The sequence below is a fragment of the Clostridium formicaceticum genome (assembly GCF_001854185.1).
Classification (GTDB): domain Bacteria; phylum Bacillota; class Clostridia; order Peptostreptococcales; family Natronincolaceae; genus Andreesenella; species Andreesenella formicacetica.
Genome location: NZ_CP017603.1, coordinates 1,397,022 through 1,412,701, shown reverse-complemented (window position 1 = coordinate 1,412,701; position 15,680 = coordinate 1,397,022). Strand labels below are relative to the sequence as shown.

Sequence of the window (15,680 nt, the reverse complement as noted above, 5' to 3'; positions counted from 1 at the left end):
CGACTATTGGGCCTTAAACTTCTTCTTGAACTCCTCTAGCGCTGCCTTTAACTTCTCTTCTATATCACCTTCTAATTTACCAGTTTCTACAATGGTTTTACCGATTTCCGCATACTGGCCATTGACAAACTCTAGGAATTGTTTTTCAAACTCGCCTACCTGGTCTACCTCGATATCAGCAAGATATTTGTTGGTTACAGCGTAAATCATCATAACTTGATTTTCTACTGGCACTGGACGGTACTGTGGTTGTTTTAGTACTTCAACAATCCTTTCCCCTTGCGCAAGTCTTGCTTGGGTTTCTTTATCTAACTCAGAACCAAACTGTGCAAAAGCCGCCAATTCTCTGTACTGTGCCAGCTCAAGACGAAGCTTTCCTGCAACCTTCTTCATGGCTTTAATTTGCGCATTACCACCAACCCTGGATACAGAGATACCAGCATTAACCGCAGGACGAACGCCGGAGTAGAATAATTCAGACTCTAGGAAGATTTGTCCATCTGTAATAGAGATAACGTTGGTTGGAATATAAGCAGAAACGTCTCCTGCCTGTGTTTCAATCAATGGTAAGGCTGTTAAAGAACCAGCGCCTCTTTCGTCACTCAACTTTGCTGCTCTTTCCAACAATCTACTGTGTAGATAGAATACATCTCCAGGGTAAGCCTCACGACCTGGAGGACGTCTTAATAACAGAGACATGGCACGATAAGCCACCGCATGTTTTGATAAATCATCATAGATAATCAATACATGCTTGCCATTTTCCATAAACTCTTCTCCCATTGCACACCCAGCGTAAGGAGCAAGATATTGTAACGGTGCCAATTCACTGGCGGTAGCTGATACGATAATGGTATAATCCATTGCACCGTTCTTTTCTAATGTATCTTGAATTTGTGCTACGGTAGATTTCTTCTGACCAATAGCTACATAGATACAGATTACGTCAGTATTTTTTTGATTGATAATGGTATCAATAGCAATAGCAGTTTTACCTGTCTGTCTATCGCCGATGATTAACTCCCTCTGACCTCTACCAATAGGAATCATAGAGTCTATCGCTTTGATTCCTGTTTGTAATGGTTCATGTACAGATTTTCTGGCAATGATACCAGGAGCTACTCTTTCAACTTCTCTATACTTATCGGTGTTGATAGGACCTTTTCCATCTATTGGCTGACCTAAAGCATTTACAACACGACCTAGAAGGGCCTCGCCTACTGGTACCTCTACGATTCTTTCAGTACGCTTTACAATGTCACCTTCTTTGATATTATCATCTGAACCCAAAAGTACACATCCTACGTTATCTTCTTCTAGGTTTAATGTCATACCGTAAACTTCACCAGGAAACTGTAAAAGTTCTCCAGCCATACACTTTTCTAGACCATGAATCCTTGCTATCCCATCACCAACCTGAATAACAGTTCCAACGTCCTTCATCTCAAGTTTGTTTTCATATCTTTTAATTTGCTCTTTGATTACCGAGCTTATCTCTTCAGGTCTGAGATTCATCTGACTATCACCCCTATTCCTATAATATAACTTGCGACAACTGCTGCTTCAAATGTCCAAGTCGACTTTTTAATGTTCCATCAATTACCTTGTCCCCCATCTTTATGAGGACGCCACCGATCACACTTTCATCTACTTCATTGTTCAACTTAACATTTTTACCAGAAGCCATGGAAAGCTGCACCTGTAGTTTTTGTAATCTTTCCTTGTTTAGAGGAATTGCTGTTATTGCAACAGCCTCTACCATGTTTTTAGAAGCATCTGCCATCACGTTAAATTCTTTTACAATCTCTTCGATATGATTGACTCTTCCTTTATCTACAAGAATATACAAGAAGTTCATCACTTCATTGGTCAATGTATCTTTGAAAACGTTTTTAACAATGTCCTTCTTTTCATTTGAAGTAATCAGTGGGGTATGCAACAATTTTTTAAAATTCTCATTTTCTCCTAATGCTTCTTTAATAAAGTTCAATTCTTCTCTAATAGGCTGAAGATTATTATCTTCTTGAGCAACTTCAAATAGGGCCTTGGCATATTTTCTTGCTATTAATTCTGCCATTGTGTTTCCCCTACCTCTTTAATAAATTGTTCGATCATCTTCTTGTGAGCTTTTTCATTTAACTCCTCTTCGATAACCTTAGAAGCTGCCATAATCGCCAATGTAGAGATTTGATCCTTTAATTCGTTTACTGTTTTCTGTCTTTCTCTTTGAATGTCCTGTTGCCCTTTTTCTATGATTTTTTCAGCTTCTGCTTGCGCAGCCTTGATAATCTCTTCGCTTCTTTCTTCAGCACGCTTTGTAGCTTCTTTGATGATTTGATTTCTTTCATCTTTGATATTGTCTAATTTTGCTTCATATTGTGTTTTTAGCTCTTCTGCTTCTTTATTTTTTGTCGCTGCCTCTTCAATGGCATCTTCTATACCTTTTGTTCTATTTTCCATAAATTCCGTTGTAGGCTTAAATAAGAAACGTCTAAGGACTAAAAATATAATCAGTGTATTCACAATCTGAAATACAAAGGTCCATCCAAATTCCACCAATCCTTGTTGCATCGTTTATTGCCTCCTTTCTATGGCTTGAGAGGTATTCAGGCCTCTTTTCACTACAATAGGTTGATCAGTGGATTTGCAAATAATAGGATTAAAGCAATAATTAATCCGTAGATACCTGTTGTTTCCGCAACCGCTGCACCTAGTAACATCGTTCTTACGATATCTGCCTGCGCTTCTGGTTGTCTTCCTACCCCTTCTGCACCTTTACCAGCGGCATATCCCTGACCTATACCAGGTCCGATACCTGCGATCATTGCTAATCCTGCTCCTATAGCTGAAGCTGCTAATACTAATGCTCTACCTGTAATTGGTTCCATAATGTAAATTCCTCCTTCAAAAATAATAATTTTTTAGACTTAATTTTTAGACTTAAAACTTAAATAACCCGTCAAATAAATAAACCCTCAAAGCTTTTGTTCTCCAACCCTTATCTAATAATTTACTATACAGTATACAATATGAATTATGTCAAGCCCCTGTTGCAATTTAAAGCAATCCAATAAGCGGATTCGCAAACATCAATACTAGCGCGATAATCATAGCATAAATACCGGTAGTTTGAGCTACCGCTTGACCTAAAAACATGGCTCTTACAATAGCTGATTGATGCTTAGGTCTTTTTCCTACCATTTCAGTTCCTTTACCAGCAGCATAGCCTTGACCTATTCCAGGGCCAATACCAGCAATCATGGAAAGACCTGCTCCTATGGCTGAAGCTGCAACAATAATGGTTGCTCCCTGTAGATTCACTAGCGGGTTAGCAAACAGCATAATTAAGGCAATAACCAGGGATAAAATCCCGGAGGTTTCTGCCACCGCTGCCCCCAGCAGCATGATCATAGTAGCTTGTTTTCCACTTTTGGGGTTATAGCTTACAGCCTCTGCTCCCTTACCGGCAGCATAGCCTTGACCTACCCCCGGCCCAATACCTGCAATCATTGTAAGACCTGCACCTATAGCAGAGGCTGCTAGGATGACAGCTCTTCGATCAAAGGACATTAGCCATTCCAAAAACATCATAATAAAGTTCGTGTTTTCCAAAGTTTCACCTCCCTTGGGTGGCAAAGCACATTAATCCATTGCGATTGAAATAAATACCATTGATAACATCATGAAGATAAATGTTTGTAATACACCTGCAAAAACATCAAAGTACAGGTGAAACACTACTGGAATTCCAGCCTGAAAGATTGGGAACACGCCTAATCCCACCATGCTGCTAAAACCTATTAAGCCGCCATACAGCAAGGACATAATAATCACTCCACCTATGATGTTACCAAATAGACGGAAGGAAAGAGATATTGGTGTAGCCAGCTCTCCAATAATGTTCATTGGTAACAACAAAGGAAAAGGTTCTAAAAATCCCTTGAGGTAGGTACCAAGTCCCTTTCTTTTTACCCCAGAACCGTGGATGAGGATGAATGTTAAAATAGCTAAAGCAAAGGTTGTATTCATATCCGCTGTCGGGGGTCTAAGTCCTAAAAGACCAAATAGGTTGGCAAACAATAATAGAAAGAAAAGACTTCCCATATAACTGGCAAAAGCTTTTTTATCTTTCCCCATCGTCTGCACTGTTAGATTGTTCATAGCATCTACAATGACTTCTACTACATTTTGCTTCCCTCTAGGTACCTTCTTAAAACCTTTGCCACTAATGATGGCAAACACTGTTAGAACAATCATGATAATCCATGTGTTGACTACAGTTTCTGTGATAGGAATGCCCCCTAAAAAAGGAAGTTCAAATATGACTTTTGGGCCAAACTCCATTTATTCTGCCTCCTTTCTTTTGAATATATTTTTAAAATATTGTTTATTATTAAACAATTCTTTTTGCAGCACAACAAACTTCAATGTAATCACACCAATAATCGTCCCCAGTGCGTGAATATGTTCTGCCTTTACTGAAATGTATAGCACTATTCCTATGATGATATAGCGTAAAATATACCTGGATGCAGCATAAACCCTAGCCTGATGAGGCTGTAGCTGTACTGCTTTGTTCAGGGTAAGAGAAAGCAGTCTAAAATTAAGCAGGGCTATCATGGTGCCAAACAGCAACCCCGTCAAAAAAGGCATTGGAGGTTTTGCTATAAAAACCGCTAGCACCCCTATGATCCCGTTTACGATCAGAACACCTTTCATAATTTTCAATTGTGTATCCCATATACCATCCATGCCATCACTTCCTTTTGTTCTTTTGAACATCCTTTGTTGTGATTTTAAAGAGGTTGACAAAAGCAGCCCCTACCCCCATCACAATGAAAACAAATAAAAATATCGGCTGCGTCCCTACCTTCGTGTCTAACCATCTACCTATATAAAGGCCTCCAATAATAGGTATAATCATGGAGATACCTATCTGACTTATGAGCGCAAGATTTTCTAGTAGATTTCCTTTTCCTTTTTGTGTCGACATCGTTTTCTCCTCATAATTTTTCGACTTTATCCGTTAAGCTTTCGACAAAATCCTTTGCTTTGAAAAATTTATGCATGGATATAATTACTTATTATATCACAAACTTTTCGCATGAAAAGGTGTTGTTTTAAAAAACTTGCATATTTTTTCAATGCAGTGCATGTTTTTATGATAAATGCTTAACAAAAGGCATGTAAGTTTTTTTTTAGTACAAGATTTAATTCTATATAACCCTTGAAAAATCCTCTTTATTTATTGAGATTCTTTCGGAAATTTTTACCGCTTAAAGACTTCAGGCTTTTCTTTGGAAAGCTTAAAGTGATACTTTAATGCCCCAACAATTCTTTCACAGGCTCTGCCGTCTCCATAGGGATTTATAGCAGTTGCCATCTCTAAATAATGCGAGGGACTTTTTAATAGCTTATCTACTTCTTCGACAATTTTCTGCTTCTCTACTCCTACTACCTTCACAGTACCTGCCTCCACCGCCTCCGGCCTTTCTGTTTCTGTCCTTAAAACTAAAATGGGTTTTCCCAAAGCAGGTGCTTCTTCTTGAATCCCTCCAGAATCAGTCAGGATAAGATGAGCTTTGCTAAGAAGATTAGCAAAGGGTTCATAGTCAAGGGGTTCGATAAGATGTATGTTCCCTGCTTCCCCCATGATCTGTTTTGCTAGATTTCTTATGTTGGGATTTAAATGTACTGGAAAAATCACTTCCACATCCTTATGCTTTTCAGCAATCTCCACCACTGCCTTGAAGATATTTTCCATAGGTTCTCCCCAATTTTCTCTGCGGTGGCATGTCATCACCAGGACTTTTTTGTTGACATAATCAATTTGGTTCAGTAGGGGATTATCAAATAGATAGTCCTCTTTTACTACCTGTAGTAAGGCATCTATCACGGTGTTGCCTGTAACAAAAATCTTTTCTTCTCCTATGCCTTCCTTCACAAGGTTCTTATAATTTCCCTCTGTAGGAGCAAAATGCAAGTTAGCTAGATGTCCTGTAAGTCTTCTATTCATTTCCTCTGGATAAGGAGAGTAAATGTTGCCGCTTCTCAAGCCTGCTTCTACATGGCCTACTGCAACCTGTTGATAAAAAGCTGCTAAACTTCCTACAAAGGTTGTCGTAGTATCCCCATGGACCAACACAATGTCGGGTTTCACTTCCTGTAGAATCTCTTCCACACCCTTCAGTACCTTCACAGTAATATCTGATATGGTCTGACCATGTTGCATAATATTTAGATCATAGTCTGGTTTTAATTCAAACAAATCCAACACCATATCCAGCATTTCTCTATGCTGCGCTGTAACACAAAGTACAGATTGGATTTCCTCTGTCTCCTGTAATTTTTTTACCAAGGGGGCCATTTTTATGGCCTCTGGTCGTGTACCAAAGATTGTCATTACCTTTAATTTATCCATTCTTTTCTTCCTTTCCAGTAGAATTGTATTGCCTTTTCTCTATATAAGTATACCCCAATCCCTTGATTTTTCAAGGTAAAGATAAAAATTTCTTAAGAAGGTATCCTGGTTTTCCTGTAGATGCAAAAAGAGGACACCTTCTCTCTTATGTGCCCTCTAACTTTTATCACAAATTTTAAGTTTCTACGAGTTGGCCTTTCGTGCCTGAGGCTTCTTGATCAAGCCTATGCGAAGCGCCCCTAAAAAGATTGCTAAAGAAATGCTGGCTAGAATAAAGTAAGCTGTCACTTTACTTGTATCAGAAATTACAATAGCACTAGCCCCTAATAAAATACTGATAAAGTATAATACTAATACCGTTTGTTTTTGGCTTAAGCCCTGATCCAGTAGTCTATGATGAAGATGTCCTTTATCCGCCTCCATGATGGGCCTACCATTCATCAGCCTTCTTATGATGGCAAAGGTTGTATCAAAAATCGGAACCCCTAAAGCCAGCACAGGAATGGCTACAGCAATGGTGGTGGCACTTTTGATCAAACCCTCGATAGAAATCGTGGCTAAAATGAAGCCCACCAGAAGAGATCCTGTGTCTCCCATGAAAATTTGCGCTGGATTAAAATTATAAGGTAAAAAACCTAAAAGAGATCCGGCTAAAATAATCAATAGCATCATCACTTCAGTTTGTCCAGTTAAGTAAGCTACAAAAGCTAAAGAAAGAGCTGCAATAGAGGAAACTCCCGCCGCTAAGCCATCTAAACCGTCAATCAGGTTTACGGTATTGGTAATACCTACAATCCAAAAAACCGTTACTGGAATAATAGATTTTTCTAGCCACATCATACCTGTCGGTTTATTTAATATATTTGTAATAAACTCTATGCGTACACCGCTGTAAACAACAACCAAGGCAGCTACAATTTGTCCTAAGAGTTTGTATTTTGCTGAAATTTGTTTAGAATCATCTATGATTCCTATCAATACAATAATTGTAGCACCCACCATAATCCCTATAAACTGACGATCCATATGTAGAAGATCGCTTTTCATTATTGTCATCATTAAAGCAGAAGCTATAAAGGCAATATAGATAGCTAGTCCCCCTAATCTAGGAATGGGTTTTTTATGCACTCTTCTGTTGTCCTTGGGAACGTCAATAGCGCCTATTTTATGAGCAAACTTTTTTGCATAGGGGGTCAGCACATAAGAAATAAACCCCGCCATAAGAAATGCCAAAATGTAACTATCCATTTTTTCACTCCATTCTTTAGCTTTCTTTATCTTTCGTGTACTTCTCTACAAGAATGCCGGCTTCCTTCAACATTCCTTCTGCTAAAGCATCAGGATAATCCCCTTGATAGATTAACTTTTTAATGCCGGCATTGATCATCATTTTCGTGCAAATGATACAAGGCTTATGGGTTACGTAAATCGTACTTCCTTCGATGGGCACACCATGTAGGGCAGCTTGAATAATTGCGTTTTGTTCTGCGTGTAATCCCCTACAAAGCTCGTGTCTTTCGCCGGAGGGGACTTTTAATTTTTCCCGAATACACCCAGTTTCACTGCAGTGAGGCAGACCGCTAGGGGCTCCGTTATAGCCACTTGCTAACATTCTTTGATCCTTCACAATCACAGCTCCCACTTGTCTGCGATTGCAGGTAGAACGTTTTTTGGCTACCTCCGCCATCTCCATATAATATTCATCCCAAGACGGACGCATTTTTTACAACTCCTTTTTCATATCATCATTGCTTCTATCATATCACAAATCTGTTCTCTTGAAATTAAATGTAATGAAAATGTAATATTTGTCACACAACTTCACATTATAATACTTTTTTCTGTTTAATACAAGAGATTGTGTCAAATAACATATTATACTGGTAGTGGCAAATTTGGGGGGAAATTGGTCTTGCCAACAGACCAACAGAGATCTCCACTTTTTTTCTTAATAGATTAGACGGCATTAGTTTAATTTTGTTTCATATTTTTTGAAAAAAATAGAGAAAAATCCTCATGCTGCTGACCACGGGCGACTCCTACTGTTTTGCTATAGCCTTTCGTGCAACTTTAGTGCAAAGTGTTTTTTAAACAAAAAAATACGGGCGACCTATGGTCGTCCGTTTTCTCCTTATTTTGTTCCAAATAATCGATCCCCTGCATCTCCTAATCCTGGTACGATGTAGGCATGATCGTTTAACTTCTCATCTATAGCTGCTACATAAATATCCACATCATCATGATGTTTTTGTATAACTTTAATTCCTTCTGGAGAAGCAATTAAGCATACGAGTTTAATATTGGTAGCTCCTCTGTTCTTTAGAAACTGAATCGCTGCATTAGCAGAACCTCCAGTAGCCAACATTGGGTCCAGCACAATAAGATCTCTCTCCTCTACATCAGAGGGGAGCTTGCAGTAGTATTCCACTGGTTCTAGGGTTTCCGGATCTCTATATAGTCCTACATGGCCCACCTTTGCCGCTGGTATGAGTTGTAATATGCCATCTACCATGCCAAGTCCTGCTCTTAAAATAGGGATAATGCCTAATTTTTTACCTGAAATCACTTTGGATTTCGTGGTACAAACCGGTGTTTCTATTTCTATTTCCTGTAGCGGAAGATCCCTAGTAACTTCATAGCCCATCAACAGGGATACTTCCTTTACTAAGTCTCGAAAGTCCTTAGATCCAGTACTTTTATCTCTTATTAAAGTCAATTTATGTTGAATTAGTGGATGATCTATTGTAATTACCTTACTCATCAAAATTCCTCCTCTATTTACGTGAGCACTGAAAAAAATCTCCTATCTATGCCATTACCATAATTTTTCATTCTGAAGGCAGTGAAGAATCTAAGCTTTCAAGATCCTTCGCTAGTGCTCAGGATGACAAAGATACTTTTTCAGTGGCCTCTCTATTTATCTGCAGTATTTTTTTTCAATCTCTGTAATTTTATCAATTCTCAGTTGGTGTCTTCCGCCCTCAAACTCCGTTCCTAACCACGCATCGACAATTTCCAATGCTAAACCAGAACCAATCACTCTTGCACCAAGGGCCAAAACATTTGTATCATTATGCTGTCTTGTAGCTTTAGCAGAAAAGCAATCTCCTACTAAGGCACAGCGAATGCCTGGAATTTTATTAGCGGCAATAGAGATACCAATGCCTGTCCCACATATTAATATGCCTTTATCATAGGTTCCTGAAACTACTGCTTCTCCCACAGCTTCAGCAAAGTCAGCATAATTGCAGGAGGCCTCTGAGTCAGTACCAAAGTCTTTGATTTCTATATCTTTTTGTTGTAAATGTTCTTTAATCATTTCCTTTAAAGGAAATCCTCCATGATCACTACCGATGGCTATTTTCATATTTTCACCCCCGTCTATATTCAAACCAATAAGATTTATCTAGGTTTATATAATAGTTTAACCAGTATACTATTCGCTATGTTTCCGAAATCTCCTTTATTTATTTTTTAGCTTTTTTACTAATTTCTTCAAGTTCCCTTCAATTTCTACAGCACTACTGCGGTAAACATCCATAGGCTGCCCGAAAGGATCTAAAATATCTAAGTCTGGTATTTTTCCCTTTAATCGGATTAACTGATCTTCTTGCTCTGAGATTTCTTCTTGAAAGGCTTCTTCAATTTTTGTCACTTGCTGCTCAACGATTCTCAGTTCCCGCAAAAGTCCTTCGTGCTTTTCCTTCAGTTCCTTTAATCGCTTCTGATGCTCTTGTAAAAATCGCTGCTTTTTTTGTTCTATTTTTTTATAAACTTCATCAATTTCATCCAGTACTTTATCTATACTTTCTCCATCGTTAACATATTCCTTCAATGTATACACCTTTTCCTTTGCTTCTGGCATCATCTCTACTACAGCTTTTTTATGATTGGTGGTCATGGTTAAAATCAAATCTGCTTCTTTAATCAGTTCTTTTGTCAATGGCTTTGCCCTGTGTTCCCGAAGACATATACCTTTTTCCTTCATCACCTCTACAGATGCAGCAGAAGCCCTATCTCCCTTCATAGCAATGATTCCAGCAGATAAAATCTTTGTATTTTCTAAATCATGCTTTTCTTCTTTCAGCAGTTCTTTCAACAACGCCTCTGCCATGCTGCTGCGGCAGGTGTTGCCAGTACAAACAAGTAAAATTGTTTTCACTTTCTTTGACCTCCCCTACACATGAATTATCCTATAGCCTGCAGCCTTCGTAAGGCGGTTCATGATGGCTTGTCCCAGTTCTACTTCTTCCACCGCCTCTGCTAAAATAATTTCTACCTTTGTTTCATCAAACTCCCGCAATATTTTAAATAGATTCGCCGCTACGCTTTTAAAATCTGTACGACTTCCCATGGACTTTACCATTCCTTGATCATAATGGTTATAAGTCTCGTCAAAGCAAATGATTCCTACCTCTTTTTTTTGCCTTCTGTATTGCTCCACCAGTTCTCTTATTTTCACAGGAACTTTTTCTTCTTCTCCCTTTACAATGTAGACTTGTGCTTTAGGGGCATAGTGGGTGTATTTCATACCGGGAGATTTAGGAACCACATCTTCTCCTTTTAGGGCGGCATCTATCTCTACGCTATGCAGCACTTTCAGAAGCATTTCTCTCGTGACTCCTCCTGGTCGAAGGATCATAGGGGTTTTCCCTGTCATATCCAGCACAGTGGACTCCACCCCTACTTCACAACTTCCTCCTATAACAATAGCATCTACCTTTCCCTTTAAATCCTCTACTACATGAGCCCCAGTGGTAGGACTGGGCCTGCCAGAAATATTGGCGCTGGGAGCCGCCACCGGTACCCCCGCTAACGCTATCAGTTTTGCTGCTATAGGATGCGCTGGCATTCTTATGGCTACAGTAGACAACCCTCCTGTAATACCTTCTGGTATGATGCCTGTTTTTTCTAGCACAACAGTAAGAGGCCCTGGCCAGAAAGCCTCCATAACCGCTGCAGCCTCCAAAGGAATCTCTCTTACCAGGGGCTTGATATCCTCCATCTTTGCTATATGCACAATCAAGGGATTGTCAGAAGGTCTCCCTTTTGCCTGAAATATTTTTTTTATTGCTTTTTCGCTTAAAGCATTTGCTCCCAAACCATAAACCGTTTCTGTTGGAAATGCAACAGTACCGCCTTCTTTTAAAATCTGTGCTGCCTTTTTTAATTCCTCCATCAATAGATCCTCATGATCTATTTCTATGATGATGGTATCCTTCAAACCTAATCACTCCTTCTCAAAGCCTTTTGCATAATTTCTCTAGCAATAGGAGCTGCTGCTGTTCCCCCAGTCTCCCCCGCACTTTCCAAAATTACCGCCACCGCCACTTGTTTTTCTCCTGTGGTGGCAAAACCTATGAACCAAGCATGACTCCTTCCAGTAGCATTTTCGGCGGTTCCCGTCTTTCCCCCCACCGTCACCCCTGAAATAGCTGCCCTTTTTCCAGTGCCTCTGTCAACAACAGCAATCATCATATTTTTTACCTCTTCAGCGATTTCATGTGAAACCAAATTATGCTGTTGACGATTTTTTCTTTCTATAACTCTACCTTCAGCAGACTGTATTTCTTCTATCATATAAGGCTCCATCATCACACCGTTATTGGCAAAGGCACCTGCAATAAGGGCCATATGCAGTGGTGTCACCAAAAGCTTCCCCTGCCCAATTCCTATGGCTGCTAGGTCAGTCTGAGGTATTCCTTCCCCGTAAGGGAATCTACTTTGCTGGATGGGGATGTCACTTGGGATAGCCTTTTCCATAAAAAATCTTCTTGATATTTCTCTTATTTTTTCTTCTCCTAGATCTACTGTCATCCGGGCAAAATTGGTATTACAGGAAACCACCAAAGATTCTGTTAAATTCAGGCGTCCATGGGCTGTATTCCCGTAATCTGATAAAGTATAGCCATCTATTGTAATACTTCCAGTACAATCATAGTTTTCATCTATGATATAGGGATTTTCTAAGATAGCTGCCGTAATCACCGTCTTATAGGTGGAACCTGGAGGATATAACCCTCCAGTGCTTCTGTTCAAAAGGGGACTTGCCTCATTATTTACCAAGCTACCCCAATCGTCGACAAGGGTGTTGGGATTGAAGTCAGGCTTACTAACCATTGCCAGTATTTCACCAGTAACGGGGTTGATGGCTACAGCAGAAGCTGTTTTCCCCCTCAATAGTTCTTCTGTAGTTTTCTGCACTTCATGATCAATGGTAAGAAGAAGATTATTCCCCTTAATCATTTCTCCAGACAGTTGCTCCCGGATACGACTAACAGGACTATCATGGGTAAGGGCCATTAACTGTTGATTGTAGAAGGCTTCTAAACCGGAGCGTCCATATTGCCTATAACTATAACCGATGATATGGCTGTAGAGATGATCGAAAGGATATCTTCTAACAGGTTTATCATTGATAATCTCTGTCTTTGCTAATACCACCCCTCTTCTGTCATAAATCATACCACGAAGGGTATTGTCTTCCCTTGCCCACTGTCTTTTATTATAGGGATTATCTATGACATCAGCAGCCCTAAATATTTGAAAATAGGTTAAATAACAAATAATGCTTAAAAATAAGCAACTGGTGATAATGATTAGATGTACAATTTTTTTATTATTCTCCAACATCTAACAACTCCTCTACCTCAAGGGATCTTTTCGACAGGGCCTGCAGTATGCCAAAGGCGATAAAAGCAGAAATCAAAGCACTTCCACCATAGCTGATAAAAGGCAAAGTAATGCCTGTCAAAGGAATCAACTTAATAACACCACCAATAATCATAAAGGTTTGATAGCTATAGGTCAAGGTAATCCCTAGCGCTAATATTTTTTTAAAAGCATTGGGGATTACCAGCGTGATTTTAAAAGCCCTATAGATCAAGATAAAGTATAGCAAGACCACTGCGATGCCCCCAAAAGTCCCCATTTCTTCACAGATAGCAGAAAAAATAAAATCCGTGTGAACCTCTGGAATATAGTCGGGATTCCCCATGCCTAGGCCTGTGCCAAAAAAACCTCCCGTACCAATCGCAAAAAGGGATTGTGTGATCTGATAACCCCTGCCTGCAATATCTCGCCAAGGATTTAACCACGCTTCAAAACGAACTTGAACATGGGTCATGGTAAAATAACCAAAAATGATGATAAGAAAAGAAGCTGCTAAATTATATAGTAGTAACTTATTGTCTTTGCAAAAAACATAAAAGATGCTGATAAAAATCCCATAGAACAACATAGCCATCCCCATATCCCGTTGCAACACCAGAAAAATGATATGAAGATAGACAATCCCTAAAAAGTAGTATACATTTTTCAACTTTTCTGGATAAGTAAAGTAGGCAGCCATAAAGAAAACAAAACTTAACTTAATCGCTTCTGCTGGCTGAAGTGTGAAACCGCCTATCCGTATCCAGTTGGTAGCTCCCTTTACTGTGGTACCCAAAATAAAGGTCAAGATAAATAAAGCAATACCGAACCCAACATAAAAATATAGATAATCATCCCAACTTTTTATCCATCGGAAAATCACATAGCTAAGAAAGTAGAGAATAACACCTACAGCATACCAAGTAATTTGTCTGAAACCGAAAACAGGATCTAGCCTATAAATCATAATCACCCCTAGACTCGAAAGGGTAGAAATAATTAAAAATAAGTACTGATCTCCCATATGCCCTTTTACGATAATAATATAAGATATGATAATCAGCAAAGTCAACATAGCCCCTGCCATTAGAATCGATGTATCCAAAGGTTCTACTAATAAATAAAGGAGCCCAAATAATAAAGCATTCATCGCCATTAAGATCGTAATAGGTCGCATCTAATCCACCTCTTTTACAAACAAAAATTCAACCTGTCCTAAGCCGATCCGATCACCGGTTTTTAACTTTACTGCATCCTGTATTTGTGTTCCATTTAAATAAGTTCCATTGATGCTGCCTAAGTCCTCTAGAAAATATTCGTCTTCATCTGCTGTAATCTTTGCATGTTGAGAAGAAACAAACTTGTCCAAAAGCTGGATATCATTGTCCTTTCTCCTGCCTATAGTGAGAACATCCTTTAGATCATAAAACTCTTGAACCTCAAATTCAAGACTCTCTTTTCGATTGACTAGCTTCAAATAAGGACTATTGAAATGTTTTCTTTGTTTATTGTTGATATGTTTAATGTCTAGATAAATCAATCTTATAATATGATAAATAAAGTAATAGATAAGAACAATAAATATATACCTTACTATCCAAGAAAGTATCTGGAACATGATTAACCACCTTCCGAGACCTCCACTTTCACATCATGAAGGGTTACTTTTTTTCTTATTTTATACCAAAGCACCACAAATTAACAACTAAAACTAAAATATTTTCGAAATAGCAATACCAGTAATGAAGCCCAGGATAGAAAAAATCGTGGATATTCTTCCACTGTACAGGTCCTTCGCTCTAGGAATCAACTCGCCAAAGGTTATATATAGCATTGTTCCCCCCGCAAAGGCAAGACATACCCCGATAAAATCGTAGGCAAATTCTCCAATCAAGCCCCCCACAAAAGCCCCTAATCCCATAGGCGCTCCCGCCAACAGCGTCAGTAAAAAGGCCTTTTTGCTGGAATATCCTCCTACCCGCATAGGTGTTACCATCGCTAAACCTTCTGGCATATTATGAAGAGCGATAACAATTGCCAAGCCTACTCCTAGCCTAGTTTGTGCAGAAAAACCAGACCCTATCGCCAAACCTTCTGGAAAATTATGTAATGCAATACCGATCCCCAAAAGTATCGCTGTTTTTATATAGCCTTGCTTTGTGCTAAAACTCTTTTTCCACAAACTAGAAATAAGTATATCTATATAGGATGCTGCAAAAGCACCCAAAGCAATGCCCACCGTGGTTAACAAAACGCCGCCAATTGCAAAAGCCTCAGGAATTAGTTCAAAGGTTACAATAGCCACCATCAACCCACTAGAAAGACCAATAATAGCGCTTAAAAAACGCTTTGTTGGATTCCTCAAGAAAAAGGCCATAGAACCTCCTGCTCCAGTCCCCAGCACCCCCACCATAAAGCCAATCAAAGTCGTTTGCATTAGACTACTCAATATATTTTCCCCCTTAACCCGTTTTAAATTACTTTTAAATATATATTCTTTCTTGAGGAAAAATATAGCTTGACCCTATAACAAAGCATAGAAAAGCCGATGGTATTTATCAGCCATCAGCTTTTTTATCTATTCGTTTGCAATTTTTCTTAAAGGAAA

19 protein-coding genes are annotated in these 15,680 nt (G+C 39.1%); all 19 read right to left on the bottom strand.

The window, feature by feature from the left end:
- Positions 1–3 precede the first annotated feature (3 nt).
- The gene (atpA, locus tag BJL90_RS06555) at positions 4–1,515 is read right to left on the bottom strand and encodes a F0F1 ATP synthase subunit alpha (RefSeq protein WP_070965582.1); all 1,512 of its coding nucleotides are present in this window, start codon (positions 1,513–1,515) and stop codon (positions 4–6) included.
- 19 nt (positions 1,516–1,534) lie between these two features.
- Positions 1,535–2,077, bottom strand: coding sequence for a F0F1 ATP synthase subunit delta (locus tag BJL90_RS06550; protein WP_070965579.1), 543 nt, complete (start codon positions 2,075–2,077; stop codon positions 1,535–1,537).
- Positions 2,065–2,571 carry a F0F1 ATP synthase subunit B gene (atpF, locus tag BJL90_RS06545; protein WP_070965576.1) on the bottom strand — a complete coding sequence of 169 codons (507 nt, stop codon included), beginning with the start codon at positions 2,569–2,571 and terminating at the stop codon, positions 2,065–2,067. Before atpF ends, BJL90_RS06550 begins: the two co-directional genes overlap by 13 nt.
- A 50-nt stretch (positions 2,572–2,621) precedes the next feature.
- Positions 2,622–2,888 carry an ATP synthase F0 subunit C gene (atpE, locus tag BJL90_RS06540; protein WP_044826065.1) on the bottom strand — a complete coding sequence of 89 codons (267 nt, stop codon included), beginning with the start codon at positions 2,886–2,888 and terminating at the stop codon, positions 2,622–2,624.
- A gap of 169 nt (positions 2,889–3,057) precedes the next feature.
- A complete protein-coding gene (gene atpE / locus BJL90_RS06535) occupies positions 3,058–3,612 on the bottom strand; it encodes an ATP synthase F0 subunit C (protein WP_236905036.1) in 555 nt (184 codons plus the stop codon).
- 30 nt (positions 3,613–3,642) lie between these two features.
- The gene (gene atpB, locus BJL90_RS06530) at positions 3,643–4,344 is read right to left on the bottom strand and encodes a F0F1 ATP synthase subunit A (RefSeq protein ID WP_070965574.1); all 702 of its coding nucleotides are present in this window, start codon (positions 4,342–4,344) and stop codon (positions 3,643–3,645) included.
- A complete protein-coding gene (locus BJL90_RS06525; RefSeq protein ID WP_236905035.1) occupies positions 4,345–4,782 on the bottom strand; it encodes an ATP synthase subunit I in 438 nt (145 codons plus the stop codon). It lies immediately after the preceding gene.
- Positions 4,757–4,993, bottom strand: a complete 237-nt coding sequence (locus tag BJL90_RS06520; protein ID WP_070965567.1) for an AtpZ/AtpI family protein — start codon at positions 4,991–4,993, stop codon at positions 4,757–4,759. The genes BJL90_RS06525 and BJL90_RS06520 overlap by 26 nt, the downstream gene beginning before the upstream one ends.
- A gap of 276 nt (positions 4,994–5,269) precedes the next feature.
- The gene (gene wecB / locus BJL90_RS06515; protein WP_070965564.1) at positions 5,270–6,421 is read right to left on the bottom strand and encodes a non-hydrolyzing UDP-N-acetylglucosamine 2-epimerase; all 1,152 of its coding nucleotides are present in this window, start codon (positions 6,419–6,421) and stop codon (positions 5,270–5,272) included.
- Between the two features lie 183 nt (positions 6,422–6,604).
- Positions 6,605–7,669 (bottom strand): glycosyltransferase family 4 protein, encoded by a 1,065-nt coding sequence (locus BJL90_RS06510; RefSeq protein ID WP_070965561.1) that lies wholly within the window; start codon positions 7,667–7,669, stop codon positions 6,605–6,607.
- Positions 7,670–7,685: 16 nt separating this feature from the next.
- Positions 7,686–8,141, bottom strand: a complete 456-nt coding sequence (locus BJL90_RS06505; RefSeq protein ID WP_070965558.1) for a deoxycytidylate deaminase — start codon at positions 8,139–8,141, stop codon at positions 7,686–7,688.
- A gap of 411 nt (positions 8,142–8,552) precedes the next feature.
- Entirely contained in the window at positions 8,553–9,182 is a 630-nt protein-coding gene (gene upp / locus BJL90_RS06500) for a uracil phosphoribosyltransferase (protein WP_070965556.1), read from the bottom strand.
- 156 nt (positions 9,183–9,338) lie between these two features.
- Positions 9,339–9,788, bottom strand: a complete 450-nt coding sequence (gene rpiB, locus BJL90_RS06495; protein WP_070965553.1) for a ribose 5-phosphate isomerase B — start codon at positions 9,786–9,788, stop codon at positions 9,339–9,341.
- Between the two features lie 96 nt (positions 9,789–9,884).
- Positions 9,885–10,583: an arsenate reductase/protein-tyrosine-phosphatase family protein gene (locus BJL90_RS06490; RefSeq protein WP_236905034.1), complete on the bottom strand. Its 699-nt coding sequence runs from the start codon at positions 10,581–10,583 to the stop codon at positions 9,885–9,887.
- Between the two features lie 15 nt (positions 10,584–10,598).
- The gene (locus BJL90_RS06485) at positions 10,599–11,645 is read right to left on the bottom strand and encodes an L-threonylcarbamoyladenylate synthase (protein ID WP_236905033.1); all 1,047 of its coding nucleotides are present in this window, start codon (positions 11,643–11,645) and stop codon (positions 10,599–10,601) included.
- Between the two features lie 2 nt (positions 11,646–11,647).
- Positions 11,648–13,054 carry a peptidoglycan D,D-transpeptidase FtsI family protein gene (locus BJL90_RS06480; protein WP_070965550.1) on the bottom strand — a complete coding sequence of 469 codons (1,407 nt, stop codon included), beginning with the start codon at positions 13,052–13,054 and terminating at the stop codon, positions 11,648–11,650.
- A complete protein-coding gene (locus BJL90_RS06475) occupies positions 13,041–14,249 on the bottom strand; it encodes an FtsW/RodA/SpoVE family cell cycle protein (protein ID WP_070965548.1) in 1,209 nt (402 codons plus the stop codon). Before BJL90_RS06475 ends, BJL90_RS06480 begins: the two co-directional genes overlap by 14 nt.
- Positions 14,250–14,690, bottom strand: coding sequence for an FHA domain-containing protein (locus BJL90_RS06470; RefSeq protein ID WP_070965545.1), 441 nt, complete (start codon positions 14,688–14,690; stop codon positions 14,250–14,252).
- 93 nt (positions 14,691–14,783) lie between these two features.
- Entirely contained in the window at positions 14,784–15,521 is a 738-nt protein-coding gene (locus BJL90_RS06465; protein ID WP_236905032.1) for a ZIP family metal transporter, read from the bottom strand.
- Positions 15,522–15,680: the final 159 nt, after the last annotated feature.

Coding starts and splice junctions, on each gene's coding strand:
- BJL90_RS06520 (WP_070965567.1), bottom strand. CDS start 4,993: ATGTCGACACAAAAAGGAAAAGGAAATCTACTAGAAAATCTTGCGCTC.
- rpiB (WP_070965553.1), bottom strand. CDS start 9,788: ATGAAAATAGCCATCGGTAGTGATCATGGAGGATTTCCTTTAAAGGAA.
- BJL90_RS06480 (WP_070965550.1), bottom strand. CDS start 13,054: ATGTTGGAGAATAATAAAAAAATTGTACATCTAATCATTATCACCAGT.
- BJL90_RS06505 (WP_070965558.1), bottom strand. CDS start 8,141: ATGCGTCCGTCTTGGGATGAATATTATATGGAGATGGCGGAGGTAGCC.
- wecB (WP_070965564.1), bottom strand. CDS start 6,421: ATGGATAAATTAAAGGTAATGACAATCTTTGGTACACGACCAGAGGCC.
- BJL90_RS06550 (WP_070965579.1), bottom strand. CDS start 2,077: ATGGCAGAATTAATAGCAAGAAAATATGCCAAGGCCCTATTTGAAGTT.
- BJL90_RS06470 (WP_070965545.1), bottom strand. CDS start 14,690: ATGTTCCAGATACTTTCTTGGATAGTAAGGTATATATTTATTGTTCTT.
- atpE (WP_044826065.1), bottom strand. CDS start 2,888: ATGGAACCAATTACAGGTAGAGCATTAGTATTAGCAGCTTCAGCTATA.
- BJL90_RS06525 (WP_236905035.1), bottom strand. CDS start 4,782: ATGTTCAAAAGAACAAAAGGAAGTGATGGCATGGATGGTATATGGGAT.
- atpA (WP_070965582.1), bottom strand. CDS start 1,515: ATGAATCTCAGACCTGAAGAGATAAGCTCGGTAATCAAAGAGCAAATT.
- atpF (WP_070965576.1), bottom strand. CDS start 2,571: ATGCAACAAGGATTGGTGGAATTTGGATGGACCTTTGTATTTCAGATT.
- BJL90_RS06475 (WP_070965548.1), bottom strand. CDS start 14,249: ATGCGACCTATTACGATCTTAATGGCGATGAATGCTTTATTATTTGGG.
- atpB (WP_070965574.1), bottom strand. CDS start 4,344: ATGGAGTTTGGCCCAAAAGTCATATTTGAACTTCCTTTTTTAGGGGGC.
- BJL90_RS06510 (WP_070965561.1), bottom strand. CDS start 7,669: ATGGATAGTTACATTTTGGCATTTCTTATGGCGGGGTTTATTTCTTAT.
- upp (WP_070965556.1), bottom strand. CDS start 9,182: ATGAGTAAGGTAATTACAATAGATCATCCACTAATTCAACATAAATTG.